We start from the raw sequence: 24,925 nt of genomic DNA, 5'->3' as shown, positions 1-24,925 counted from the left end.
AACAGCCTCCATTCCATGTATTCCAGCTTTTAGATGAACCCGCCATTGACGCGGATCGTCTGCCCGGTAACCCACTGTGATTTGGCGCTGACCAGGAACTCAATCACATCAGCGATATCTTCCGGTTCGCCGAGCCGCCCCATAGCATTCATTTTTTTCATGCCTTCGATTTGCTGCTCGGTTTTTCCTGCTTGGAAAAGCTCGGTGTTCACAGGACCGGGAGCCACGGCGTTGATCGTAATTTGCTTGCTTCCGAACTCCTTGGCTAGCTGACGTGTAAATTGCTCCACTGCGCCCTTGGTACCTGCGTATACGCTATATGTCGGGAACATTTGTCCGATTACGGATGTGGACAGGTTCACAATTCTTCCGTAGTCCTCCATATATTTCATGGCTTGCTGACAGGCAAAGAAAGTGCCCTTTACATTCAGTGCGAATTGTTTGTCAAAATCAGCTTCGGTTACCTCAGCCAGAGGTTGGGTGATCATCAGCCCAGCGTTGTTAACCAAAATATCCACTTTACCAAATTCAGCAATCGTATTTGTAAATAATGCTTCAATATCACTCATTTTTCCCAGATCAGCGTGAAGTGCTATGGCTTTGCCGCCTTTTTGGATAATGCCCTCCACGACTTCTTGGGCTTTATCCGTACTGCTGGCATAATTGATGACTACATTAGCGCCTAGATCAGCCAGTTGCTCGGCAATGGCACGTCCAATCCCTCTGGAGGACCCGGTGATAATTGCTGTTTTTCCGTCCAAATGCTTCATATGTGTTCAGCCCTGCTTTCCATATCTATTTTAAGTGATTCCTTTTTCTAAAAGCGTCCACACATCCGAAAACTCCTGATTAATCACAGGGCTCTTCCATTCGTAAGCATGAGCGGGGTGATGAAAACGGGCCGTGGCATAGAAAAGGGTACGCGCCAGTTGGGCTGGCTGATCTGATATGATGTCCCCGCGTACAATGATATCAGCGAGATGATCTACAATGTGGTCGATATGCTGGTCGATTAAATCAGCGGCTTGCTCGGTGACCCTCGTATACATCTCGAACATTTCCTCGTCGTCGCGAGCATAATACTGTTTGAGTTCAACCAAGGTCTGTATATATCGTTTTAAATGTGGCGTTCCCAGTATAGATGAATTCTGACAGACCTCCGTTAACGGGCCAATAATCTTTTCGTTCAGCCATTTCTCGGTCACGCCTTCAAGAAGCTCGGCCTTACTTTTAAAGTGTCGGTAAATGGTGCCATGACTTACTCCCAATACTTTGGCAACATCGGTTACGGAGGTTTTGGCTACACCAAAACGCCTAAGTGTGTCTTCAGTAGCAATGAGAATCTGTTCCTTGGTTAGCACATCTGAGGATTTTTCCATAGGGACACGGTCAAGTGCCGTGTGAGTCACCTCCTTGAAGTCAGGATAACACAAAGAGTATCAAATGACAAATATTCATTTTTGTCATTTGATACTCTTTTTTTTAAGAATCCAAAGAAGTGAACAGAAAAACTACAATAGCGATTCGATCACAGGATCAATGGCGCAGGGCTCCGTTGTTACTTCAAACCTTCCTTTTATCTGGCCATCGCGATCGACCAAGAATTTAGAAAAATTCCACTTGATACCGTCGCCAGCGTATATTTCTGGATACTTATCCCGCAGGAAATCCTCCATCCATTGACCGTCTTTGGTTTGGGTATCGAAGCCTTGAAACGGTGCCTGTTGGGTCAGATATTGAAATAAAGGATGAGGAGATGAGCCTCTTACATCCGTCTTCTCAAAGAGCGGGAAGGTTACTCCATGGTTAATTTGACAGAATCCCTGAACCTCCGAATGGCTGCCCGGCTCTTTTTCATTGAATTGGTTACAAGGAAACGCGAGGATTTCAAAGCCTTGTTCCCTCCGTCTCTCGTAGAGCCTCTGCAGATCCGCGAATTGACTGGAGAAGCTACACTTGCTGGCTGTGTTTACAATGAGGAGAACCTTTCCTCTGTAGTCTGAGAATTCAATCGGTTTCCCGTTAATTGAGGTTGCTTGAAAATCATAAATAGACATGTTAACGTTCCTCCTCACGTTATTATTTAATACATCATATATCCAGAATTATTATTGGTCTAATATATTATTGGGATCAACTTTATAGGTATTTACAATAACTCCGTCACACAGATCACATTGTCCATCTCTCTCTTGAAATCAAAGAAGACTCGCCTTAAAGAAAGTAGGAGATTTGCCTCTTTCATAGCAAACTGTGGCATTCGCCGTTACCAAGATAGAATATAGATGCATATTCATGTAATGTGTGCAAAAACCCAACAGAATCGAGGGATATTCGTGCCCATTGGAAAGATGATTCAATACAAGGAAATGCAACAACATCCCATTTTACGTTCTCACTTGCCCGAAACCCGCTGGATCAGTAATGCAAGGACTTTACGGATGCTGGATACCTATCGCACAGTCTTTATCAAGCCTAATTATGGGAGTGGAGGAACTGGCATCATACGTGCGAAAAAGCTGGGGAGGAAGTATGAGGTTCGTTGTGGCTCCAGTCGCAGAGTCGTTAGATCCCACGCCGTAAGAAGAGCAGTTAGAACCTATCGGAGACCTCATCGTCGTTATTTGGTACAGCAAGGACTTAAGTTAGCCAAGTACAAAGGTTCCATTTTTGATGCCAGAGTGTATATGCAGAAGCCGGAATCGGAATGGGTCATTTCAGGAATAACCGGTCGTGTCGCTGCACCTCGAAAAGTCGTTACCAACTATCGGAAGGGAGGACATGCGGCGCCGTTGTCCAAAGTGCTTTTAAGGGTCTTTAAAAATGACAGAATAAAAATGAAAGAGATTCTGGACCAGATCATCGAGCTTTCTAGAATCATTGCCGACACGATAGATAAAAATCATCCGGTTCGCGAGTTGGGCATCGATCTTGCTATTGAAAAGAGCGGTCAAATCTGGATTATCGAGGCCAATCCGCATCCCGGACATATGTTGTTCAGGCAGCTCCCCAATCACAAGATGATTCGCAACATTTTGAGAAACAAACGTCGTATTCATCACTAGGATAAAGTTTTTGAAATCATTCATTGATAAGAAAAGGAGGAGAACGCCCAAGCAAAGATGCGGGAGCGTTCTCCGTTTTTTTTGTTAAATGACTGACGGATTTAAGACGAAGCTTTTATGTTAAAATATGTCCGCCATCCACATGAAGGACGGTTCCGGTCACAAACTGATTTTGAATCAAGTAAAGTACACCTCGTGCAACATCCTCCGCAAGTCCAACTCGCTTTACAGGAAGCTTATGCGCGACCGTATCATAGAATTGATTACGCGTATTTTCAGGCATTTTGCTGCGGGAAGGTGTATCAATAATGCCGGGTGAGACGACATTTACGCGGATGGGAGCAAGTTCTAACGCCAAGGTTTGACCAAGATTCGAAACCGCTGCATTCACAGCACCGAGCGTAGAGGAGCCAATCATCGGCTTGTATGCCACCACTCCTGAAAATAAAGTAATGGAACCCTTGGTTGAGAGTTGGGAAGCCCCGTATTTAGCTGCATAATATTGGCCCCAAAATTTGTTTCCGAAGAGCTTGCGGGCTTGATCCGTCTCCAACTGAAGGAATGACCCGCCTGATGTTTCTGCGGCGCTAACGATAAGATGATCATAGGGACCGACTTTTTCGAAGAAAGATTTTACCTGCTGCTCATCTGACGTGTCCAGCACATATATTGCAGCACGAGGGCCCAGCATTTCTTTGGCCTTGTGCAATTTATCCTCCGAGCGGCTGGCGATTACCACTTCCGCTCCAAGCGAAATGACTTGCTTAGCTGTTTCTAAACCGATACCTGAGCTTCCACCAATAATGACAATCTTTTTGTTTTGCAAATGGATTACCTCCTCGTATTAGAGAAAACATGACTTGCTACAGCGATATTGTATATGTAGTAAGTTTATTTAGGGAAGTAGTGATATTTAATTCATATAGTTTCTTAAAAGGAACTATTGTGATACCATTGGTTTTAACAGATGATTTTTGGAGGAGTTCCCATGCACGCCCAAGAACCTATTGAATTGACCAAAGGAATACCAGGCAAGCCGTGCCCTATTGCCCAAACACTTGATTTGATCGGAACGAAATGGACTTTTTTAATCATCCGTGACCTGCTTATCGAAGGAACATTGAGATTCAGCCAACTTCAGAAATCCATGAAGGGGATTAGTCCCAAAACGCTTTCCCTACGCCTGAAGGAACTTGAAGATAACGGCCTGTTAGAAAGAAAGGTATATGCCGAGGTTCCACCGCGAGTTGAATATTCGTTAACGGAAAAAGGGAAGCGACTGGAAAGTGTTTTTATTGAGCTGAAGAGATTTGGCTTAGATTTAGAAGCAGATCATTGAGGGATATGACTGCAACATTCCGAGGTATCGTTGAGCTGAACGATGCCTATTTCTTATATATATATAAAGGGAAGCGCTTACTATAGAGTTCACAGAAAGTTCACTTATGTGGAGGTTTCGACTATTTATATAATTACCAAGGTACACAGAAGGGATGATGGAATTGCCAACAACGAAGAAAGAAGATTTTTATTTTGGTTTAATGATGTGCTTGGGAATGGTCGTATTCATGACATCTTATAATCTATATACAAATGACTTGATTGGCACAATATCTCTAAAAGTAATGTTTCTTCAATTTATTTTATGTTTTATCATTGCTTTCGTATTGGAATTATTTATTGTCGGTCCACTAGCAAAGAAAATAGCCTTCTCATTACCATACGACAAATCTAAAAAGGTATTTGTGATTCTGTCCCTTTCATGCTGTATGGTCATTGGAATGGTTCTTTGTATGTCACTTTATGGATTGGGGACAGCTTACTTTTTTAATGGTCTTTCGGGAGATTCATTATTTAAAAATTACTTATCTTTAGTTTTTAAGAATTTTATTTTTGCTTTCCCTCTGCAGATCTTAATTGTAGGGCCGCTTGTTCGGTACTTATTTGCTAAATTCGTGAAAGGAACACGAATTGCGGTATCTATAAGCTAAAACGTAGTCAACGACGTTATACGATAGCTCAAAAGCCGCCTTCTGTCTGAGAAGGCGGCTTGTTTTTACCCAGAAGTCTCAGTATCTTTACAGTGTTTGTCCGCTGTCCACCGTAATAATCTGGCCTGTCATGGCTTCCTGTTCCAAAGCAGAGCAGATCATGCTGGCAATGTCCTCGGGCGTAGAAATGCGCTGTAGGAGCAAATGAGGAAACAGTTGATTCATTTGTTCTTCTCTGCCTGCCCACCATCTTGTCGCTACGGCTCCCGGCACGATGCAATTGACGCGAATATCCGGTGCCAGTGCTCGTACTAAAGATTTGGTCAGCCCGTGGACGGCCGCTTTGGATACCGCATAGGGAAGAGAGGAACCTAGCCCTGTTTGTCCTGCTATACTTCCCAGATTGACGATAGCTCCTTGTTTACTACGCTTCATAAAAGGAGCTACGGCTCTGGCACAGTAAAACATGCCTTTTACATTTACATCAAATAGATCATCCCATACCTCTTCCGTGGCTGCCTCCAGATCATCCATAGGAATGTGATGTGTAATGCTAGCGTTATTCACGAGTATATCAATTGTACCGAATTGCTGGACAATCTGGTCAACCATAGTTCGAACTTCCTGATCTCGGGAAACATCTGCCTGTAATGCGATAGCACATCCGCCCTTTTCAAGGATCATACGTACCGTTTCCTCAGCATCGTTTTTAGAGCGGGAATAGTTTACGACTACTGTAGCTTTTCGATCTGCCAAGGCCATGCATGCGGCTCTCCCAATTCCTGTACCTCCACCTGTAACCAGTGCTACTTTTTGATGTAAATCCATAGATATTCGCTCCTTCTCCAACCAGTTCATTTTGCGCTGAAAATAATATGATCTGATATGTATCATTGTAGAGGATGTATTGTGTTCTGTATAATTGAATTAACTGAATTTATGATTCAATAAAATTGAATTAATTGTGCATATAGGAGACTGAGAATGGACATTAAAACACTCAAAACATTTCAAATGATTGTGAATTACGGGAGTTTTATGCGTGCAGCGGAAGAGTTGAATTATGCACAGTCTACCGTGACGATGCAAATACAGAAGCTGGAGTCCGATATGGGAATTCAACTGATCGAACGGGGCAAGAAAATAAAGTTAACTGAAGCGGGCAGGATGTTTTACGAGCAAAGTCTACATATTGTAAAGGATATGGAGCAATTGCATGAAAATATGGACAATCTGCAAAGAGGGACTACAGGTAACATTCGTATAGGAGTGACCGAACCGACTGCCAGTTATCGACTACCAGAAATTTTAAAATGCTTCTTAACCCATTATCCGAATATTCGGGTTTCTGTTGAGTTTGGGAATACCCCTACCTTAAGCGAGCGTATTCTCAAGGGAGATATTGACTTAGCGCTGTGTTCCACACCGGATGTGGGCACAGAGCTATATTTTGAACCTTTATTTAAGGAGAATTTTGTAGTTTTAATGCCTGAAAGTCACCCGCTTGCGGAAAAAGAAAACATTGGGCCAGAGGATTTACAGGGGCATCGGTTGCTTATTACATCGGCCACCTGTCCATATCGTCGCAAACTTGAAATGGTCATGAAGGAATATGGAATAACCACGCTAGACACGATGGAAATTGGCAGCATGACGGCTCTGAAATTTTATGTGGAAAGCGATTTGGGTATTGCCCTTGTGCCACAAATTCTGGTCAGTCCTATTCCGGCAGGAGTAGCGGTGAGGGAATTAAGCGGCAGCCTGATCGATATGACTTTCGGCCTTCTTTGCAAAGCAACAGACTATCCGCTAAGGCTGGCAAGCTCAAGGCTATATTCTGTGTTGAAGGAGGAGCTTGGGGAATGGTCCTCGGTGCATTGAGCTAGAGTAGCGAGTATGCAGGGAATTGTGTTTTCTGTCACCTTATGATGTAAATGCAGTACGGTATAAAACCGACTGCGATACGCAGTCGGTTCGGTTTGTTTACTTTTTCTTAATCGGAATCCAAACTTCACTTCGGTAGTCTTCAGCATGTGAATCTCCCATCGTATACACTTCCAGTTCCGGGCCGCCTGAATGCTCATAATTACTGGCAGGGAACCATTCCTGAAAAATTCTTTGCCATACCTTTTGGATCGAGTGAGGCATAGGGCCGATGGATGTAAACACTGCCCAGGTTGAAGCCGGAATGGTTCTGGATTCCAGCCCATTCGCGGTCGCTACGTCTTCGCTGCCTTCTGCGGCGATTAAGTAACTAAACGTCTCCTCCCCATGTTTCATGTCCAAACATATACCGAGTATATCGTCGCCTGTCCCCAAGGCATGAATCCGATCCGATGTACCATCCGCATTCAGTTCGTTCCAGAATTTTGGGATTTCTCGAAGATTATCGCCGTTCTTAGTAGTGACTTGAATGGACTTGCCAATGACCGTAAAGGCCGCTTTCTCTACAATTTTGTAATCCATTTCCTGATCTCCCTTCAACGATAGATGGAAGGTGATGCGTGGAAAGGCTTTCAGGTTTACCCCAGGGTTTCTGGCCTCAGAGGGAGAAATACCGTGTACCTTACGGAACGCTTTAGAAAAAGATTCGGGGGAATCATATCCGTATTTGAACGCTACATCCAGCACCTTGGCGGAAGAAAGACTCAATTCCTGAGCAGCCAAGGTCAATCGACGTTTGCGCACATATTCTGCTACCGTGACGCCGGTTAGCATATGAAACATACGCTGAAAATGGAAAGGAGACGAATAGGCTGCCTTTGCAATTTCATCGATATCGAGTGGCTGCTGCATTCTCTCTTCCATCAGATCCAGTGCGTTCTTGATCCGAAGCAACCATTCCAACCGCATCACCTTCCTTAGCTGTAATCATATCATTAGGAGTATCTGTAATCCTGTCTTTGCGTGCTCTAGTTGAACAGGTTCTGTCGCCTAGTTTAATGTGGCTTGTACTTGGCTCAAGACATAATTTCACAATGAAATTTTGGAGAAACAATGTGCCTGCCCCCTTGTGTTCATAATTAAAATTTGGGACAATGAAAGAGGCGTTTAAATAGCGCAGATTGCTTAAACATGCTATGATGCAATGATGGTTGAGACGAATGGTGCGTGCTTAGTTTTATATAGAGGAAGACGAATTTGAATGTTTTGAAAAGAGGATCGAACATGAAAAAAGAATCCATTTATGGATTAACGCTAGATCAATTGACAGCATGGCTCATCGAGCATGGACATAAGAAATCCCGGGCATTGCAGGTATGGGACGCATTGTACCGGAAGCGGGTTACTGATTTTGCAGCGATGGCAGAGGTTCATGAGGATTGTACTCGCCTGTTGGCAGAGCACTTTTCCATTGAAACACTTGAAGAACACGTGAAGCAACAGTCAGCAGACGGGACGGTCAAGTTCTTGTTCCGGCTTCAGGATGGTAATTTGATTGAGACGGTATTGATGCGGCATAAGTTTGGCTTATCCGTATGTGTGACTACGCAGGTAGGATGTAACATTGGGTGCAGCTTCTGTGCGAGCGGATTGTTGAAGAAGAGCCGTGACCTGTCCAGCGGTGAAATTGTAGAGCAAATTATGAAGGTCCAGCTGTATCTGGATCAGGAACGTCCGGGCGACCAAGTCAGTCATGTCGTGGTGATGGGAATTGGCGAACCGTTTGATAACTTCGTGAACTTGTCCGATTTCATTCGGGTCATTAAGGATCACAAAGGGCTAGCGATTGGGCCGCGGCATATTACCGTTTCCACAAGTGGACTTGCTGATAAAATCATTGAATTTGCAGATTCCGACCTGCATGTCAATCTGGCGATCTCCCTCCACGCTCCGAATAATGAGATTCGTACTCGCATTATGAAGATCAACCGTGCGATTCCGATTGAGAAACTCATGCAGGCGATTGATTATTATTTGGACAAAACAAATCGTCGGATTACGCTGGAGTACATCTTGCTGAAGGATGTTAATGACGGTAAGGAGCATGCGCTCGAACTGGCTGAGCTGGTGGGCCATCGTCGTAATCTGGCCAATGTAAACCTGATTCCGTACAATCCGGTGGATGAGCATAGCCAATACCAGCGGAGTGAGTCGGAGTCGATTACGGGCTTCTATGATGTGCTGAAAAAACAAGGCATTAGCTGTAGTGTTCGGCTGGAGCATGGAGTCGATATTGACGCAGCCTGCGGACAGCTACGTAGCAAGCAAATTCGCAAGGATGCCAAGGGTAGCCGCAATGCGGAGCGCGAAGCCATTAGTTAAATAAATACACAAGCGTACTCTCTAACAGGAGTACGCTTTTTTATATCGCGAGTCGCAGGGCGAAACGTTGCATATAAATGTGAAAATAGTCACGTAACAGTTGCTGCTTTTACGTTATAGTGAGTGGTTAGTGGAGGGGTTATATGGCTAACGTAATTTCGAATGTGGCGCTCGTTCCGGGCATTTATGTGATGAAAATAGAGGGAAAGTTTAAAGGGAACATGGGGCAGTTTTACATGCTGCGCAGCGGGACAGGTTATCCACTGCTGCCTAGACCCATCAGCATTTATGATATCGGGGAAGAGAGTATTTCCTTTTTGTACCGGGTTGTTGGAGAGGGGACAAATTTGTTTTCCCAATTACAGCCTGGTCAGGAGATTCAGTTAGAAGGACCTTTTGGAAACGGTTTTCCGCAGGTAGAGGGTAGTTTGGCTTTAATCGGCGGTGGCATGGGTACAGCTCCGTTGCTGTTGGCTGCAAAGTATTACCCGCATGCGCATGTTTATCTGGGGTTTGCACAGCAAGCCTTCGGAGTTGAAGCGTTTGAAGCTGTGGCGGCATCTGTACAGGTCAAGGTAGGGGGAAGCATCGTCGAACAGATCGATCCGACGCTCTATGCAAATATGTTCTCCTGCGGGCCAACTCCGATGTTGCAAGCACTGGCCATGAAAACGGTGGATACGTCGTCCCGTTTATATATTTCAACTGAAAGACACATGGCCTGTGGTATTGGCGCATGTTTGGGCTGTACGATGCGTACCCGTGGGGGCAATCGGAGGGTATGTAAAGAAGGGCCTGTATTCCCGGTGGAGGAGGTGGAGTTCGATGATCTCCATGGCGTGTAATATTGCGGGTGTACCGTTCAAGAACCCAATCATCATGGCTTCCGGTACGTTTGGATTCGGACGTGAGTATGCGGAATTTTATTCTCCTGAATTATTGGGCGGTATCGTCGGCAAGGGACTAACCCTGCATCCGAAGGCTGGTAATACGGGATCACGAATACATGAGACAGCATCCGGAATGCTCAATAGTGTAGGGCTGGAGAATCCGGGGGTTGCCGCCTTTTTGAAGGATGAACTGGATGACATGACTCACTGGAACACGGCTATTATTGCCAACGTAGGCGGCTCCAATCTGGAGGAATATGTTCAGGCCGTAGCGATGATTACGGAAAACGCGCAAAAACGACGCACGATGAATCGAAGAGGCGTTGATATGCTGGAATTGAACATTTCATGTCCCAACGTGAAGCAGGGTGGAATGCAATTTGGTATCCAGACTGAGGTAGCGCGGGAGGTTGTGCGTCAGGTGCGCAATGTGACTGCGCTTCCGTTGGTCGTCAAGCTGTCTCCAAACGCAGAGAACATCACGCAGATGGCGGTTATGTGCGAGGAAGAAGGCGCAGACGGAGTTTCGCTGATCAATACATTTTCTGCAATGAAAATAGATATACGTCAGCGTCGCAGTGTCTTCGCCAACACGTATGCAGGTCTTTCCGGCCCGGCAATTAAGCCAATTGCCTTGCGCATGGTTCACCAGGTGGCGCAGGCGGTGTCGATTCCGGTAATCGGGATGGGCGGAATTAGCTCGGTAGAGGATATTATTGAATTCACCATGGCAGGGGCCGCTGCCATTCAGGTGGGAACGTACAACTTTGTCCATTTACATGCAGGGGCTGAACTGGTACAGGGACTTGAACAATGGATGCAGCAGGAAAAGGTGCAGTCATTGGATGAGATACGAGGAATTTTGTGAATTTAGAACCTTTTTGCATACACTAATTCATGTAAAACCGGCTTGTCTTTTAAAGACAAGTCGGTTTTATTTATTTTACTGAAATAGCCAAGCTTCAACTAGTGGTTAATATCGCACTTATTCAAGATGAACGAAATTTGATTTTCCAGCCGATGAATGGCTTGCGAAATAAGAAGGAAATTGTCAAACGGTGTCGAATAACAAGGGATTATAGGGAAAGAGATAGGCTCTTTTTCCTAATGGAGAGCTTGACAAAGAAGCTGGGTGATGGGATTGCGGTTAATAGGTAAGTCGAAGCCGAGACGACAATTCAAGGTTTCGCTACAATTCATGATTATTATTTTGGTTGTTTTAGTTATTATTATTTCCTTAATTATATCCTTGCTTCTCATTCGTAATTTCGTGATTAACAAGCATTTTGATAATACGAAGGAAAAACTTTCGGGTATTGCCAAGATGGTTGCCAGTGACAACGATGTTATTCGTAATGTTGAGCAGGGAGTTCCTGTGAAGCAGATCCAAGACTACTCGCTTGGAGTCATGCACAACGTTAATGTGGATTTCGTTGTCATTTTGAACCACGATTTAATTCGGCTATCTCATCCGAATGCAACGATGGTTGGCAAACCGTTCTCTGATTTGAATGATGCCAGAAGAGCGCTATCCGGTCAGGGACATTTTTCTGAGAATATAGGTATTTTGGGCGAAGGTTACCGATATTTTACGCCGATATTTAATCAACAGCATGAGGTCATTGGCATTGTATGTGTAGGGCTGACCATGAGAACCCTAAATCATGATTTGATGCAGGCGCAGTATACCATTTTTGGGGGGCTGATGCTGGGGCTCTTTAGTGGAGTTCTGGGGGCGATCATTCTGGCTCAGAAAATCAAAACGATTTTATTTGGGCTTGAGCCGCAAGAGATAGCAACACGATTACGCGAAAAAGAAATTATTGAAAATGAGGTCGCTGAAGGAATTATAGCCATTTCGGCTGACAAGAAAATTATGCTCATGAACAAAGAAGCTCAGGCCAAGTATCAACTGGCAAACCAAGAGATGAAAGCCCCGATTGGCGAGCAGCTAGATACCAACTTTTATAACGTACTCTTCAAGAGAGTGTTTGATGACAAAAAGAAAATCAAGGATCGCTCATTTTATGTGAATGGTATAGAAGTCATTGCGACAGTAACCCCTATATATATTGAAAATGAGTTTTTTGGGGCAGTTGCAACGCTGCGCGACCAATCCGAGATGATCCATCTTAGCAACCAGTTAAGTGGTACAAAATATTATATTAACTCCCTTCGCGGACAGACCCATGAATTTATGAACAAAATGCACGTAATATCTGGGCTGATTGAAATGAGGAAATATGCGGAGGTCAGTCAATATATTCAGCAGCTAAATCACCGGTATCAAGATGAGGTAGGCTTTTTGACTGAGAGAATTAAAGTTCCGGCATTAGCAGGTTTTATTATGGGTAAAATCAACGAAGCACGCGAACAGAATATTTCGGTTCTTCTTGCAGAAAGCTCGGATGTCTCTAATGTGGAGATGCAGGATATCGTTCATGATGTCATACACATCCTGGGCAATTTTTTTGACAACGCCATAGATTCCATCTTACAAAAAAAAGAGCCCGGCAAAATTGAACTGAAATTGAACTATGAGTGTGAGGGAAATGTATTCATTTTGAAAGTGAAAGATAATGGGTTGGGGATTGATTATGAGATGCAAAAAAGAATATTCGAGCATGGCTTTTCGACCAAAGGAGAAGACAGAGGCTACGGCTTGAATCTGGTTAAAACCATGGTGGAAAATCATCAAGGAATCATTGAGCTTGATAGCCAACCGGGTCTGGGAACAAGTATTTATGTAGAGTTGCCCTGTACATTGGAGGTGACAAATGAATGAAAGTTCTAATTGTTGAGGATGATCCGATGGTTGCTGAGCTCAATCAACAGTTTATCGAGCGCATGGACAATTTGGACGTTGTATGTAAGGCAGATACCGTCAAGAAAGCACAGGACTGCCTTCAAAAATGGTCACCGGATCTGGTATTACTGGACGTTTATTTACCTGGAAAAAGCGGATTAACTTTATTATCACATATGCAGGAGCATCAGTATCATGCTTCAGTTATTTTAATTACGGCTGCAAAAGATATTCAGACGGTGAAGGAAGCTGTTTTTTATGGTGTTGCAGACTATTTAATTAAACCCTTTACATTCGAACGCTTTAGACTGGCTGTTGAGAAAATCCAGCGCCTAGCCACGGTGATGGAGGAAGGGAACGGCATTAATCAAGCTGTCATTGACCATTATTTTAATAAAGAAGAGTATACGGGTGTGGAGAAGAAAAAACCTGTTGAACATCCATCGCATAATCTACCGAAAAACCTGTCTAAAAATTTGTCCAAACTGACCATGACTACGATACTGAAGAGTATTCAAGAGCTGGACGGACCATTCTCGGTTGAAACGTTAGCCAGAGAAGTGGACTTGTCCCGTATCACGGTAAAAAAATATATTCAATTCCTGGTGGACGATGGCTTCCTGGTTGAATCGATAGAATACCACAAGGTTGGCAGGCCGCTAATGCTCTATCAGTTGAATCCTGATATAAAAGAACCGCCATTTCCATTGTAATCTGGAAATAGCGGTTCTTTTTTTGTTCAACAAGAGTGCCGAGCTTCCTAATTATTTATTTCATAGAGAGAACAGGAAGTGGGACTAGGTTATCTGAAGAATGAGTTGTAACGATATCATGGAAGTTGTCGTAGCTAGTTTCAATCATGTTGGATAACGCCGTAACGGTATTCGAGCCAGCATGAGGCGTTACCAAAACTCTTGGATACAGCTCCACAAGCTTCTGGATCGTGGGGTCCGGGAGCATTTGCCATGGTTCAAATGCTTTAAAGAATAATTCATCTTCTTTAGGGAAGACATCCGTAGCAAAGCCTTCCAGATGGTTACTGAGCAAAGCGTCCAAAATGGCTTGGTTATCTTGTAATTCTCCACGTGAGGTATTGATGAGAATAGATCCCTTTTTCATTTTTGCTAAAAAGCTGGCGTTAATCATTTTGTCGTTCTGTCCCGGCAGATAAGGAACGTGCACACTAACGACATCACTCTCTGCCAGTAATTCATCCAAGGTCGTGAATGGAATGACTTCCTTGGCCGCGTCCGATTGGTACACATCATAGCCGATAACAGAGGCACCTAATCCTTTAAATAATTTGGCTTCTGTCAGACCAATGCGGCCGACCCCAATAATCCCAACTTTACAATTGTGAATCTCTTTGCTGAATGTATGCTCGTCCACAATGAAATTTTTGAACGAGCTTTTGGTAGTCATATAAGCGGTGTGTCGGAACAGCATCATTGCTAAGGTTAAGGAGAGCTCGGCGATGGCATTCGGAGAGTAGGATGGCACGCGTGCCACCTTCATTCCGAATTCGCTGCAGGCATCCAAATCAATGTGGTTGATTCCGACTGTTCTGGTAAAAACATATCGAATGCCGTATTCATTGAATTTTGTGATATTTTCCCGATTGGCAGCACAATTTCCTCTTAGCAAAACGGCATCGTGATGCTGTGCCAATTCTGCATTGCTAGTGGTTAACAACTCTTCTACCAGCGTTAGTTGAAAGTTATATTTATTGAGATCCTGGAAATAGGGTTTCTCATAAGAACGGACACCATAGCAAATGATTTTTAACATGTTGTTTTCCCCCTGATTTAGAAAATTCCAATTTTATCAATGACATTGAGCGTAACGATCCACACTGGAATCATGACGACAGAAGTAATAGTTGATAGAAGCGATGCATTGGAGGTCAATATGGCTTCCTTATCAAAACTGATCGCATAGGCTGCGGCTACGGTAGCTGTAGGAGTAGCCATCATGATGACAATAGTGGCTAAAGCGACAGAATCGACTGACAGAATATGGGATACAGTCAACAAAGCCAGCAAGACGATGTTAACAATAGGAACAAGCCAAACCTTAACTATGCTGTAATACCAAGAGGTCTTATCAGTAGCTGCCGACTTGAAGCTGATCTCCCCCAATGTCGAGCCAATCGATAACCAGGCTAACGGAGAAGCTAGTCCAGCTAGGTAGGTCATGGGCTTGAACAGCCAGACAGCGGTTTGATCAATTCTTAGAAAGGCGAACTGCTGAATGGCCCCATCCTCTGTAGCTACACTCATCTGTGGCAAATAACCTTGAAACAACCAAACAAACAAGCCTAGAAACGTGGCGATAACGATGGGATTCAAAAACATGGTTTTGAGATTTTTAAGCTCCATTTTTAAGCCGCTCATTTTGATATAGCCATAGGAGTATAAGAAAATGCGGTACCCTATGTTAAAAATGGAACTGTACATCACTCCGGTAGGACCGTAAATGGCTCCGACAATTGGAATTCCGAAGAAAGTCGTAGAACCGAAGATGGTTAACACCCGTAAAACATCCTGTTTATCCTTGTTGTAGCTCAGAAAGAACGGTTTAGAAATAAAGATGAGAATAATATAAATTAGAACTCCCCATATTAAAACATTCATTCCTTGTTTTAACATTGTAGGATTAATGTCCTGCATGAAAGAATTAAAGGCTAGTGCTGGTAGAGCCACGGTTAGAACAACCTTGGATAACAACTTTCCTACTGCTGCGTTAAAAATCCCCTTCTTGCGGCAAAAGAAACCAAGAAGGATAATAAAAACGGTGGAAGCGATAGAACTGACAATTTTGTTATCTGTTAAGGTCGCTGTAATCATTTCTAGTAAAGACATAGATAAAACCCTCTCTTGTACCTTTTTTCACATAAATGACGATGCAGAATGTGACGATGCAATTCCCTGATCTTTTGGCCAAAGTGTTGGTTTGCACTTTTATAGTAAAATGACTTTGTGAAAAAAAGAACAATATCTAATTAATTTAACTTATGAAACTAATTTAAAAAATTTATACGTTACATCAGATGGCAAATGAAACGAGAGGGGACGTTTTCACGGAATGATTATTTCTTGGCTTTGTGAGTGCTCATCAACATTCGTGCTATAATGTAAATCATTAAAACCCACTTGATTAGTGGGTTAAGTAGAAAAGAAGAGCAGGAGGGGCCTCATGAATCCGATACAACATATACTGGACGAATTTCAGCTGATCGTGCTGGACGGCGCCATGGCGACCGAGCTGGAGCGTCATGGACATGATCTGAACGATAGCTTATGGTCAGCTAAAATCCTCCATGAGCATCCAGAGTCGATCAAGCGTGTGCATAGAAATTATTTTGAGGCTGGGGCAGACTGTGCGATTACTGCGAGCTATCAGGCCACCGTTGAAGGCTATGTTAAACGAGGCCTAAGCGAAAATGAGGCGCTGGAGTTGATTCAATCATCGGTGCGGATTGCTGTACAGGCACGCGATGAGTTTTGGGCTGACGTGACGGCTACTGCAAGTCAGCGACATCGTCCCAAGCCGCTAGTCGCGGCCTCTGTTGGCCCTTACGGGGCGTTTTTGGCAGATGGGTCAGAGTATCGCGGCGATTACAAGCTGAGCGAGGAACAGCTAGTGGAGTTTCACAGGCCACGTATGAAAGCTCTGATCGAGGCGGGAGCAGATATTTTAGCCTGTGAAACGATACCCTGTCTGGTTGAAGCCAAGGCCATTGCCCGATTGCTGAAGGAATTCCCTGGCACGTATGCCTGGATCAGCTTTAGCGCAAAGGATGGACAGCATATCAGCAATGGTGAGTCTGCCGCTGCATGTGCTGAGTGGCTGAATGGGCATGAGCAAGTGGCTGCTGTAGGAATCAATTGCACTTTGCCGAAATTCGTTCCATCGCTTATTCACGAAATACGCAGCCACACGGATAAGCCTGTGGTGGTATATCCCAATCTGGGGGAGGAATATGACCCGGTCACCAAGACATGGCACGGCAGCACTTGTGCAGAGACGTTTGGACAAAGTGCCCGCCAATGGTATGAAGCGGGAGCTCGTCTGATTGGCGGTTGTTGCCGGACTCAGCCGCAGGATATTGAGGAAATAGCATCATGGTCGAGAGATGAATAAACGGAGATAAACGATGGTCCGAAAAAGAACAAGCAGGCTGAACCAAGTTGTGCTCCAGTAATGGAGGGGCTTGGTTCAGCCTGCTTTGTTTACTACCTTCGCCGATCCGGTCAGCTTTCTGCCAAACGTTCCAGCAGCGCGTCTCCATTGCGGCTCACCCGAATATGGGCAAAATGTGCGTTCTGTTCTACAGTACGTCCGGTTCCCTCAGGAATGAAATAATTCTCAATACCGTACAGAATACGAGAACCATACCATTGTCCATTTAGAATGACCTCATGGCTGGCAAGTTTTTCACCATCTTGATATAGGCGATCCGCGACGTATACTCCTTGGCTATCTGGTGTGAGAACGACTTTGACCTTGCCTCGGCTCCATTCCTCCTCCTGAAGAGGGGTCTTGGAAGGCGGGGTAGATATGTCGTAATTCAGTGCCACATAATCGCCTTGTAGCAGGGAGCGCGGGTCTACAGGAGCTAGTTTGAGCTTAATGGAAGCCCCTGTGGCGAGCAGGGTTTCACTTCTCGCCGTCTGATAGCCGATGATCCCCAGCTGTAGCACGATGACAATGGCAATGAGTAACGGGCTTAAGCGCATAAAGCTAAAGCTGCGGTGATCGGCATCGAATGCTGCTTTGCCGCTATGGGCCATTCGCCGATCCGCCCACCAGGTAATTCCGAGCGCAATGATCCCCAGTAGCGCCAGCGTAAAAGATTTATACAGTAGCGTCCACAATAAATCATAGTATTTGAAACCGATAAAAATAAACCAGAAGACAACGCTCGTGATGGCCTCCGATTTTTGTTTCAGACGGGCAAAGGCAAAGACCATCCCGGTAACGATAACAAAATAAAAAATGTTAATGAACATATAAGAGTGTGGAACGACATCCTCGAAAAACGTCGCCCAAAACAGGAACAGCAAGCTGAAAAATAATGAGCTATTCCGTAGATGTTCTTTCAACTCCGTCTTGGATATAAAGTAACTTACCCCATATAACACGGCATTGACGATGAAAAGAGAGAAGATGATGAACTTATAGGTCCAGTTCCAACCATCCCACTCCTGATACTGCTGAAATAAAATGGTCGCCAGATTCAGGTTTACAAAGGTGTAGGCAAAAAACAACTGCCTTTTCCCCTTGGAGCGGAACCATCCAGCGATGGAAACGATCAGAAATAATACCGAAAGCAGCGACTGATCTGACCATAGAATGGCCGCCAAGCCTGTAATATAGCTGATGGTCAGCAGTGTATAACGTATTACCGAATCCAGCTTGGATTCCGGTATGACAATCATCGAGATCATAAGCAGCAACGACACAACCAACAGTACGTATTCGGTGTGGTTTACATTCGTGCTAATCATAATCAATCCGATGAGAGATATACTACCGATCAGCACTCCAACCACTTTGATCACACGGGATACGGTTTTGCTAATCCATTCACTGCCATGTTCCTCGTGGACGGTCGTCTCATTCTTTGATGTACTGATGTCCGTTGTCCCTGAATCCGGCAGTGTTTTCCCCAAACGATTCAAATAGCGGAAAAACCACACGTTACCCGTCAGCAGCAACGCCACAAAAATCAAACCAAAAACAAAAAACAGAGATGAGGAGTACGCCTCAGCCAGCTCTATAAATTTAAAGACAGCAAACGCCGAAAGTGCCAATGCATTCAAGGTCAGTAGCGTTTTATTCAGCCGCACCTTGATAAATATATAAAATCCTAAAGTAATCACAGCAATATGCGGTACATTCATGATCAGGCCATACTCATCAAATGCAAAAGAATTGGTCATCGCTAACATGGCTATATGGAAAACCGTAAAGCTCATATATTGTAGTGGAGCAGAGTGTATACGATGAAGGAACGTCAATAAAAATAGCAGCAGATTGACTATTGCGAACATTCCGGCAATGGACAACGATTCCAGCTCGCTATAAGGCACACTTTGCATCGTAGGGTAAAAATAAAGCCACAAACCAAGATGAATTAGTACATAAGACAGCATATAAAAAGGATTGTAGCGAGTAATCCAGCTAAGCAGTAGAGCCGGCACCGACCAAATGATAAACAATCCATAGCTGTCCGCATGGGAATTGTAAATTTGACCGAGCAATGCCACGGAAACGCCAAAGGCTATACAGCCAGCCACCAAAAACATATTAGACAGAAAAGCTTGTTGACCGGGAACAGCACGTATCCGTGCAAATACAAAAGACAAGCCGTAGAACAGAACAATAAGCGTAGCAGCAAGTACAATCTTGAATGTCCGATCCAGTCCGCCCCAATTGGAGGCGAAAAAATAAATAATTGCGGCCAGTATCAGTGAGATGCCCAGCAGATAGCCCGTACGTATCGCATTGAATCGCAGCATGGATTTCACGTACCTTTCCTGTTGGTTTGATGCCTATTATAGCGTTGCAAGGGCTCAGAACCAAGTGGGAATTAGGATCAGGTCATAAAAAGAGAGACACCGTATACGGTGGCTCTCTTTAACGTTACTGGATTCCGACTAAGCGTTGACGGTACGAATCTCTTGCCGGGACTGATGTCGGAAGCGATACTCACGCGGTGGAATCCCTGCTGTTTTCTTAAATGCCTTGGAAAAGGTGGACATATCGGTATAGCCGATGGACTGGGCTATGATCGACAAATTGTAAGTCGTCTGCTCCAGTAATCTTTTGGCTTCGTTAATCTTGAGGTTTTGCAAATACTTGGCGGGAGAGATGAGGAAGGTGGAATGGAATTTACGTGAAAAATGCGCACGATCCACACCTACATGCTCGGCAATTTGTTCAATCGTAACACGGTCACAATAATGCAATTCAATGTAATCTTTCCCCTGCTGGAGCCAATAATCAGAGCATACAAAGTTGCGCAGCACGTCAGATGTGTTGCGGGATAACTCCTCGAAGATCTGGTGCAGTGTAATCAAGCGGGCCAGATCGCTGCCCTGTCTGCTGTTGTCGTGTACGATGGAAAACAGCTTGGAGATAAGTCTGAGGATTTCCTCGCTCACTGCGTTAGCCATAAATGGCGTAGAGGGATTAATTCCGATCCGCTCCATCAATGCGAGGGACTTGGGTCCCTCAAAGGCAATCCATACCTTTTGCAACGGGTGCTCCTGATCGGTGTAATATTCATGGGCAAGATGCGGAAAAAAACAGAATAAATCAGACTTTTGGACACGGTATTTTTGTTGCTTATAAATAAACTCAGCCTGACCTTCAAGTACAAATATCAAATAAAAATAAGGAACAGCCTTGGGACCGACATGGCAGCTTGTTTTCGAAATATCCATACCTAGTCTGACAGGCCAAACGGCGCTGGATTTTTCCAGTTCGGTGGCTGTGAAATAATGGTCTTCCACGATGTCGAAGTGATCTTCATTTTTTGCTCTTTTCATAACTTGTCACCTCTCCTTTGGTGGAGATAAGGGAATTTTGATTTTATTGTATATAAAGGAAAGCATAATTACAAGTTAATTCATTGGAATTAAGGGTTATATAATTGAAACTAGGTATGCCAAAGGCTCCATGGCCAGTTTAAGACGATCCATGGAGCCTTTTAAGTTCTGTATTATGAGATGGAGATTAGTCTATATTTATACGTTCAGGATTCCTTCTTTTGGAGTAACGTTGAAGGCTTTGGCCAGATCGGCCAATTCCTGATCTGTAATCCGTTGCTGAATATCATGGTGAGCAATGAGCATATAAATTTGCGCTGCTTTTTCAATCGTTTCAATCAGGCCAAATGCTTCATCAATGGAGCTGCCCGTTCCGAAAATGCCATGATGAGGCCATAATACAGCGTGATGATCCTTCATTTTTTTTGCCGTTTCGCGGCCGATTTCGCTGGAACCTGGTACCATCCAAGGGATTACACCGATACCGTCTGGGAAGACGACAATACATTCAGTACACATTTCCCACAGCGTTTTGGTGAATTGGTTTTCGTCCAGACTATGAATGAAGGTCATGGCAATAACATGGGTGGCATGATTATGAATCACAACACGATGGTTAGGATCGACCTTCAAGCGCTCAATGTGGCTCATAAAATGGGAAGGCAACTCACTGGTAGGCACTGCGCCATGTTTGAGGCCCCATAAGACTTCCAATTGCTCGCCATCCTGGGAGACACGAAGGACTCCTAAGTTAGCTTCTGGATCTGCAATTACGTTTTTAAAATATTTCCCTGATCCGGTGACGATAAAATATTTACCAGCCAGTTCATTCACTGGGAAAGCAGGTTTAATCGTCCGAATGACCTGATGAATATCTATATATTTTGCAACCTCAGCTTCATCCAGAATATAGCTTACATTACCTCCATTGCGTTCATCCCAGCCGAATTTCCACATGTTTTGTGTAATTTCCGCCATCTCGCGAACAAATGGGATATCCAGTCCCGATTTTCGTTCTTTTTGATTCTCCAGTACAGTAGTCATGGATAATCTCTCCCTTTTGGATGATATGAATATAAGCATTATCAGTACAGTAGTTAACGTTTCAGCAGTACCTGTTGTTCATAACTTTTAACTTCGGCCAGCCATTCCTCACGAACAGGAACGCCGTTTTGAGCGCAATAGTAATCCCATATGGCACCAAACGGATACGATTTAAACTCTTCGACCAGAGCAAGACGAGTGGTAAAGTCCCGTTCCTCTTCCGCCTGCTTTAATGCTTCAATCGGTTCGAGCATAGCGCGAAGCAGCGCTTTGATCGTGTTGCGTGTTCCGATGACCCATGCTGCTACATGATTGATACTTCCATCAAAGAAATCAAGACCGATATGGGTTCGGGAAAGTAATTCACCGCGAACCAGCTCACGGGCAATGTCTAGCAATTCGTCGTCCATCGTCACGACATGATCACTGTCCCAGCGAACCGGTCTGCTGACATGGAGCAATAATTGATCGGTGAACATCAGCACAGAGGACAGTTTGTTTGAAATGACTTCGGTTGGATGGAAGTGACCAGCGTCGAGACAGATGGATTTACCGCGTGTCAGGGCGTATCCCATATAGAATTCATGTGAGCCCACGACATAGCTTTCCGAGCCGATGCCAAACAGCTTGCTTTCAACCGCATCGATGTTGTATTCCTCGCTGATTTCCACGCTGAAAATTTCGTCCAGCGCATCACGCAGCCGTTCTCTTGGAGCCAACCGATCAACCGGAGTATCTTTATAGCCATCCGGCATCCAGTGGTTTGTGACACAGGGCTGACCGAGTTCTTTGCCAAAATGCTCTGCAATCCTGCGTGATTTTTTGCAGTGTGTGATCCAGAAATCACGGATTTCCGAATCCTTGTGACTCAGTGTGAAGCCGTCTTCCGCTTTGGGATGGGAGAACAAAGTTGGATTAAAATCAAGCCCGAGCCCTTGCTGTTTGGCCCAGTCTACCCAGTTCTGAAAATGGCGTGGCTCCAGTTGATCCAGATCCACTTGTTCAGTGGTGTCCGCATAGATTGCGTGCAAATTGACCTTGTGTTTACCCGGAATGAGTGATAGAGCTTTTTCTAAATCCTGACGCAGCTCCTGCGGCGTGCCTGCTCTGCCCGGGTAGCTGCCCGTTACGGCAATCCCCCCGCTAAGCTGTTTATCTTTGAACAGAAATCCTTGAACATCATCTCCTTGCCAGCAGTGCAGTGATATTTTGATTTGTGAAAGCTTCTGTAAAATGTCGTCAACTTGAATACCGTGGCGGGCATACAGCTTTTTCGCTTCGTTATAACTGGCTTCAATAGCTTCGTTCATGGCTTTACTCCTTTATTGAGATATGTGAATAGAGGATGTTGCTTGTATCTTAAGGTGCTCCCAGCGATCCAAAAGTTCTTGCATGCCTTCCACCGATTGTGGCTCATATAGCCGAGTCGGAAAGGAGCGGGCGATGGTTCGGCCAGCAGCTTTGAGATCCTCAAGAACACCAGAGCTAATTAATTGCACGACAATATTGCCGATGGCCGTAGATTCGGAAGGACCTGCCTGAACCTCAATTCCCAAGAGATCGGCGGTTAGCTGACATAGTAATTCGTTGTTAGCGCCTCCGCCAACAATGTGCAATCTGGTAATTGTTTCGTCTGTTAAACATTGCAGTTCGTGTAAGGCATCGCGGTAGCTTAAGGCCAGACTGTCAAAAATACAGCGGGCGAGTGAACCCGGCGTCCTGGGGATGGGCTGGCCTGTTCCTTCACAGAATCGCTGGATTTCAACGGTCATACTATCCGGATTCAAGAATGAGGACCGGTTGCAGAGGACGAGACTGACAAACGGTGCCTCTGCTGAAGCCAGTTCGGCCAATTCGGCAAAGCTATGTGCGGAACCGCCCTCTCTCCTAACCTCCTGAATCATCCATAATCCCATAATATTTTTCAGAAAACGGTACGTACCGTAAGCGCCCCACTCATTCGTGTAGTTCGCCTGCATGGCTGCCTTGGTATTCAAGGCTTCGGATCGTTCCATTCCCAGTAGTGACCACGTTCCGCTGCTAATATAAGCCCAAGGTTCTTCCCGCTGTGACGGTACACCTGCAACAGCCGATGCAGTATCGTGAGTCGGCGCAAGAATGATCTGACAGTCCGGAAGATCGTATTTTTGAACAAGCTCCGGCAAAAGAGAACCCAGGACCCGTCCAGGCTCGGCAAGCTCTGAAAACTGATTGCGTCGCAGTTGGAGCAGGGAGAGCAGGTCTTCATCAAACTCTCGGGAGTTCACGTTGAGAAGCTGCATCGTGGACGCATTCGTCATTTCATTGATCATGATGCCTGTCAGGCGATAGTACAGATAATCGGGGACCATCAATATTTTATCCGCCTGGGCAAGCTGTTCCCGATCATGGACGAACAGTTGATACAGGGTATTAAAGTTTAATTCCTGAATGCCTGTTTTCTCATACACAGCCTCTCGACTGATGAGCTGATGCAGCCTATCGGGTGCATGGAGGGTACGTGCATCCCGGTAAGCGTATACCTCATGAATGCGGTTACCTTTCTGATCAAGCAGCACGTAATCTACAGCCCATGTATCAATGCCGAGCGTACAGGAATGAATCCCTTTTTGTTTAGCTTTTTGCAAGCCCTCAATAATCTCATTCAATAGTTCGTCGATATTCCAGTAATCGTGTCCGTCCTTTTCGGTAAAGGAGTTGTTGAAACGGTGAAGCTCTTGCAAGTGTAGCTGGTCACCTTGCAGAGTTGCACTTACGAGCCTTCCGCTTGAAGCTCCAATATCAACAGCAAGATAATTATTCATATCCAATCTCCTTGCATGGATAAAATACGGGCAGCCTGAAAGTCTGCCTTTTGTTTTCTTAACTAACTCCATACTACTTCCGTTTTTCTTTGCAGTCAACAGAAACGGAAGTGAGATTTGTGGTTTTATTTTTGTTTTCTAAAATTATAATTAAAATTAAGTGTTGTTTTGTATGCATTTTTGTTTTTTTATCTGTTTTCTACAATCAGGATAATGCAAAGTCCTCACAATATATATACCTTGAACAAAGTTCGATTTGATTTTACGATATTCCAATTGTGGAAGGTTCTCCAAATGTCGCTGTCTGTATGAAAAATAGTCTTGAAACCGCCCGCCAGAGGGTGTAGTATACAAGATATCAATTTCATATGACTCGTATAATATTGGGGATATGGCCCAAAAGTTTCTACCGGATGACCACTGTAATCGTCCGACTATGAGTGATAGCGCATCGGCTTTGGATGAATGCGGGCATTTATTTGTGCGCCAATCCGTCAGGGATG

At 44.6% G+C, this 24,925-nt stretch carries 23 protein-coding genes and 1 riboswitch; of the genes, 10 read left to right on the top strand and 13 right to left on the bottom strand.

Features of this window, described 5'->3' with window-relative positions:
- Positions 1–29: 29 nt before the first annotated feature.
- The 3 genes from NLX73_RS12400 to NLX73_RS12390 form a co-directional block, all read right to left on the bottom strand.
- Positions 30–770 (bottom strand): SDR family oxidoreductase, encoded by a 741-nt coding sequence (locus NLX73_RS12400; RefSeq protein ID WP_061829803.1) that lies wholly within the window; start codon positions 768–770, stop codon positions 30–32.
- A 30-nt stretch (positions 771–800) separates the two neighbouring features.
- Positions 801–1,379 (bottom strand): TetR/AcrR family transcriptional regulator, encoded by a 579-nt coding sequence (locus tag NLX73_RS12395; protein WP_254326300.1) that lies wholly within the window; start codon positions 1,377–1,379, stop codon positions 801–803.
- A gap of 132 nt (positions 1,380–1,511) precedes the next feature.
- Positions 1,512–2,057 (bottom strand): glutathione peroxidase, encoded by a 546-nt coding sequence (locus NLX73_RS12390; protein WP_254326299.1) that lies wholly within the window; start codon positions 2,055–2,057, stop codon positions 1,512–1,514.
- A gap of 279 nt (positions 2,058–2,336) precedes the next feature.
- Here NLX73_RS12390 and NLX73_RS12385 point away from each other — a divergent pair, with 279 nt between their 5' ends.
- Entirely contained in the window at positions 2,337–3,065 is a 729-nt protein-coding gene (locus NLX73_RS12385; protein WP_231109436.1) for a YheC/YheD family protein, read from the top strand.
- Positions 3,066–3,180: 115 nt separating this feature from the next.
- Here NLX73_RS12385 and NLX73_RS12380 read toward each other — a convergent pair whose 3' ends face one another.
- Positions 3,181–3,891: an SDR family oxidoreductase gene (locus NLX73_RS12380; RefSeq protein WP_254326298.1), complete on the bottom strand. Its 711-nt coding sequence runs from the start codon at positions 3,889–3,891 to the stop codon at positions 3,181–3,183.
- A 162-nt stretch (positions 3,892–4,053) separates the two neighbouring features.
- Between NLX73_RS12380 and NLX73_RS12375 the strand changes: the two genes are divergently transcribed.
- Positions 4,054–4,404 carry a winged helix-turn-helix transcriptional regulator gene (locus NLX73_RS12375; RefSeq protein ID WP_069290696.1) on the top strand — a complete coding sequence of 117 codons (351 nt, stop codon included), beginning with the start codon at positions 4,054–4,056 and terminating at the stop codon, positions 4,402–4,404.
- A gap of 163 nt (positions 4,405–4,567) precedes the next feature.
- Complete coding sequence (locus tag NLX73_RS12370; RefSeq protein WP_254326297.1) at positions 4,568–5,056, top strand: DUF2798 domain-containing protein; 489 nt, start codon at positions 4,568–4,570, stop codon at positions 5,054–5,056.
- An 87-nt stretch (positions 5,057–5,143) separates the two neighbouring features.
- On the opposite strand, the gene NLX73_RS12365 is transcribed toward NLX73_RS12370, so the two are convergent.
- Positions 5,144–5,884: an SDR family NAD(P)-dependent oxidoreductase gene (locus tag NLX73_RS12365; protein ID WP_254326296.1), complete on the bottom strand. Its 741-nt coding sequence runs from the start codon at positions 5,882–5,884 to the stop codon at positions 5,144–5,146.
- A gap of 156 nt (positions 5,885–6,040) precedes the next feature.
- On the opposite strand from NLX73_RS12365, the gene NLX73_RS12360 reads away from it, so the two are divergent.
- Complete coding sequence (locus NLX73_RS12360; protein ID WP_254326295.1) at positions 6,041–6,937, top strand: LysR family transcriptional regulator; 897 nt, start codon at positions 6,041–6,043, stop codon at positions 6,935–6,937.
- Between the two features lie 102 nt (positions 6,938–7,039).
- Here NLX73_RS12360 and NLX73_RS12355 read toward each other — a convergent pair whose 3' ends face one another.
- On the bottom strand, positions 7,040–7,909 hold the full coding sequence (locus NLX73_RS12355; protein WP_254326294.1) for an AraC family transcriptional regulator: 870 nt from the start codon (positions 7,907–7,909) through the stop codon (positions 7,040–7,042).
- Between the two features lie 315 nt (positions 7,910–8,224).
- On the opposite strand from NLX73_RS12355, the gene rlmN reads away from it, so the two are divergent.
- The 5 genes from rlmN to NLX73_RS12330 all read left to right on the top strand — a co-directional run bounded on the left by rlmN (position 8,225) and on the right by NLX73_RS12330 (position 13,731).
- A complete protein-coding gene (gene rlmN, locus NLX73_RS12350; protein WP_023991003.1) occupies positions 8,225–9,322 on the top strand; it encodes a dual-specificity RNA methyltransferase RlmN in 1,098 nt (365 codons plus the stop codon).
- Positions 9,323–9,465: 143 nt separating this feature from the next.
- Positions 9,466–10,167 carry a dihydroorotate dehydrogenase electron transfer subunit gene (locus NLX73_RS12345; protein WP_061829811.1) on the top strand — a complete coding sequence of 234 codons (702 nt, stop codon included), beginning with the start codon at positions 9,466–9,468 and terminating at the stop codon, positions 10,165–10,167.
- Positions 10,148–11,080, top strand: coding sequence for a dihydroorotate dehydrogenase (locus NLX73_RS12340; protein ID WP_254326293.1), 933 nt, complete (start codon positions 10,148–10,150; stop codon positions 11,078–11,080). The genes NLX73_RS12345 and NLX73_RS12340 overlap by 20 nt, the downstream gene beginning before the upstream one ends.
- Positions 11,081–11,347: 267 nt before the next feature.
- On the top strand, positions 11,348–12,997 hold the full coding sequence (locus NLX73_RS12335) for an ATP-binding protein (RefSeq protein ID WP_254326292.1): 1,650 nt from the start codon (positions 11,348–11,350) through the stop codon (positions 12,995–12,997).
- Positions 12,994–13,731: a response regulator gene (locus NLX73_RS12330; RefSeq protein ID WP_254326291.1), complete on the top strand. Its 738-nt coding sequence runs from the start codon at positions 12,994–12,996 to the stop codon at positions 13,729–13,731. Before NLX73_RS12335 ends, NLX73_RS12330 begins: the two co-directional genes overlap by 4 nt.
- Before the next feature lie 55 nt (positions 13,732–13,786).
- Here the strand turns inward: NLX73_RS12330 and NLX73_RS12325 are convergent, their stop codons facing one another.
- Both NLX73_RS12325 and NLX73_RS12320 read right to left on the bottom strand, forming a co-directional pair.
- Positions 13,787–14,806 (bottom strand): 2-hydroxyacid dehydrogenase, encoded by a 1,020-nt coding sequence (locus NLX73_RS12325; RefSeq protein WP_254326290.1) that lies wholly within the window; start codon positions 14,804–14,806, stop codon positions 13,787–13,789.
- Between the two features lie 17 nt (positions 14,807–14,823).
- Entirely contained in the window at positions 14,824–15,879 is a 1,056-nt protein-coding gene (locus NLX73_RS12320) for an AEC family transporter (RefSeq protein WP_061829816.1), read from the bottom strand.
- A gap of 334 nt (positions 15,880–16,213) precedes the next feature.
- Between NLX73_RS12320 and mmuM the strand changes: the two genes are divergently transcribed.
- On the top strand, positions 16,214–17,161 hold the full coding sequence (gene mmuM / locus NLX73_RS12315) for a homocysteine S-methyltransferase (protein WP_254326289.1): 948 nt from the start codon (positions 16,214–16,216) through the stop codon (positions 17,159–17,161).
- A gap of 110 nt (positions 17,162–17,271) precedes the next feature.
- Here mmuM and NLX73_RS12310 read toward each other — a convergent pair whose 3' ends face one another.
- From NLX73_RS12310 to rhaB, 5 genes are all read right to left on the bottom strand, one after another.
- Complete coding sequence (locus NLX73_RS12310; RefSeq protein WP_254326389.1) at positions 17,272–19,542, bottom strand: GDYXXLXY domain-containing protein; 2,271 nt, start codon at positions 19,540–19,542, stop codon at positions 17,272–17,274.
- Between the two features lie 138 nt (positions 19,543–19,680).
- Positions 19,681–20,574 (bottom strand): helix-turn-helix domain-containing protein, encoded by an 894-nt coding sequence (locus NLX73_RS12305; protein WP_254326288.1) that lies wholly within the window; start codon positions 20,572–20,574, stop codon positions 19,681–19,683.
- A 198-nt stretch (positions 20,575–20,772) separates the two neighbouring features.
- On the bottom strand, positions 20,773–21,618 hold the full coding sequence (rhaD, locus tag NLX73_RS12300) for a rhamnulose-1-phosphate aldolase (RefSeq protein WP_029518813.1): 846 nt from the start codon (positions 21,616–21,618) through the stop codon (positions 20,773–20,775).
- A gap of 53 nt (positions 21,619–21,671) precedes the next feature.
- Positions 21,672–22,928 (bottom strand): L-rhamnose isomerase, encoded by a 1,257-nt coding sequence (gene rhaA, locus NLX73_RS12295; protein ID WP_254326287.1) that lies wholly within the window; start codon positions 22,926–22,928, stop codon positions 21,672–21,674.
- A gap of 12 nt (positions 22,929–22,940) precedes the next feature.
- Positions 22,941–24,422: a rhamnulokinase gene (gene rhaB / locus NLX73_RS12290; protein ID WP_254326286.1), complete on the bottom strand. Its 1,482-nt coding sequence runs from the start codon at positions 24,420–24,422 to the stop codon at positions 22,941–22,943.
- Between the two features lie 353 nt (positions 24,423–24,775).
- Positions 24,776–24,879, top strand: a riboswitch (purine riboswitch).
- Positions 24,880–24,925 lie beyond the last annotated feature (46 nt).

The organism is Paenibacillus sp. CH40 (assembly GCF_024213605.1).
Taxonomy (GTDB): Bacteria; Bacillota; Bacilli; order Paenibacillales; family Paenibacillaceae; genus Paenibacillus; species Paenibacillus polymyxa_B.
Note: the sequence above shows the minus strand (reverse complement) of the source record. Positions and strands in the feature narration are given on the sequence as shown.

What these genes read in the sequence shown, in the direction of transcription:
- NLX73_RS12400 (WP_061829803.1), bottom strand. Translation starts at nt 770, where the DNA reads ATGAAGCATTTGGACGGAAAAACAGCAATTATCACCGGGTCCTCCAGA.
- NLX73_RS12395 (WP_254326300.1), bottom strand. Translation starts at nt 1,379, where the DNA reads ATGGAAAAATCCTCAGATGTGCTAACCAAGGAACAGATTCTCATTGCT.
- NLX73_RS12390 (WP_254326299.1), bottom strand. Translation starts at nt 2,057, where the DNA reads ATGTCTATTTATGATTTTCAAGCAACCTCAATTAACGGGAAACCGATT.
- NLX73_RS12375 (WP_069290696.1), top strand. Translation starts at nt 4,054, where the DNA reads ATGCACGCCCAAGAACCTATTGAATTGACCAAAGGAATACCAGGCAAG.
- NLX73_RS12365 (WP_254326296.1), bottom strand. Translation starts at nt 5,884, where the DNA reads ATGGATTTACATCAAAAAGTAGCACTGGTTACAGGTGGAGGTACAGGA.
- NLX73_RS12360 (WP_254326295.1), top strand. Translation starts at nt 6,041, where the DNA reads ATGGACATTAAAACACTCAAAACATTTCAAATGATTGTGAATTACGGG.
- NLX73_RS12355 (WP_254326294.1), bottom strand. Translation starts at nt 7,909, where the DNA reads ATGCGGTTGGAATGGTTGCTTCGGATCAAGAACGCACTGGATCTGATG.
- rlmN (WP_023991003.1), top strand. Translation starts at nt 8,225, where the DNA reads ATGAAAAAAGAATCCATTTATGGATTAACGCTAGATCAATTGACAGCA.
- NLX73_RS12345 (WP_061829811.1), top strand. Translation starts at nt 9,466, where the DNA reads ATGGCTAACGTAATTTCGAATGTGGCGCTCGTTCCGGGCATTTATGTG.
- NLX73_RS12340 (WP_254326293.1), top strand. Translation starts at nt 10,148, where the DNA reads ATGATCTCCATGGCGTGTAATATTGCGGGTGTACCGTTCAAGAACCCA.
- NLX73_RS12335 (WP_254326292.1), top strand. Translation starts at nt 11,348, where the DNA reads ATGGGATTGCGGTTAATAGGTAAGTCGAAGCCGAGACGACAATTCAAG.
- NLX73_RS12330 (WP_254326291.1), top strand. Translation starts at nt 12,994, where the DNA reads ATGAAAGTTCTAATTGTTGAGGATGATCCGATGGTTGCTGAGCTCAAT.
- NLX73_RS12325 (WP_254326290.1), bottom strand. Translation starts at nt 14,806, where the DNA reads ATGTTAAAAATCATTTGCTATGGTGTCCGTTCTTATGAGAAACCCTAT.
- NLX73_RS12320 (WP_061829816.1), bottom strand. Translation starts at nt 15,879, where the DNA reads ATGTCTTTACTAGAAATGATTACAGCGACCTTAACAGATAACAAAATT.
- mmuM (WP_254326289.1), top strand. Translation starts at nt 16,214, where the DNA reads ATGAATCCGATACAACATATACTGGACGAATTTCAGCTGATCGTGCTG.
- NLX73_RS12310 (WP_254326389.1), bottom strand. Translation starts at nt 19,542, where the DNA reads ATGCTGCGATTCAATGCGATACGTACGGGCTATCTGCTGGGCATCTCA.
- NLX73_RS12305 (WP_254326288.1), bottom strand. Translation starts at nt 20,574, where the DNA reads ATGAAAAGAGCAAAAAATGAAGATCACTTCGACATCGTGGAAGACCAT.
- rhaD (WP_029518813.1), bottom strand. Translation starts at nt 21,618, where the DNA reads ATGACTACTGTACTGGAGAATCAAAAAGAACGAAAATCGGGACTGGAT.
- rhaA (WP_254326287.1), bottom strand. Translation starts at nt 22,928, where the DNA reads ATGAACGAAGCTATTGAAGCCAGTTATAACGAAGCGAAAAAGCTGTAT.
- rhaB (WP_254326286.1), bottom strand. Translation starts at nt 24,422, where the DNA reads ATGAATAATTATCTTGCTGTTGATATTGGAGCTTCAAGCGGAAGGCTC.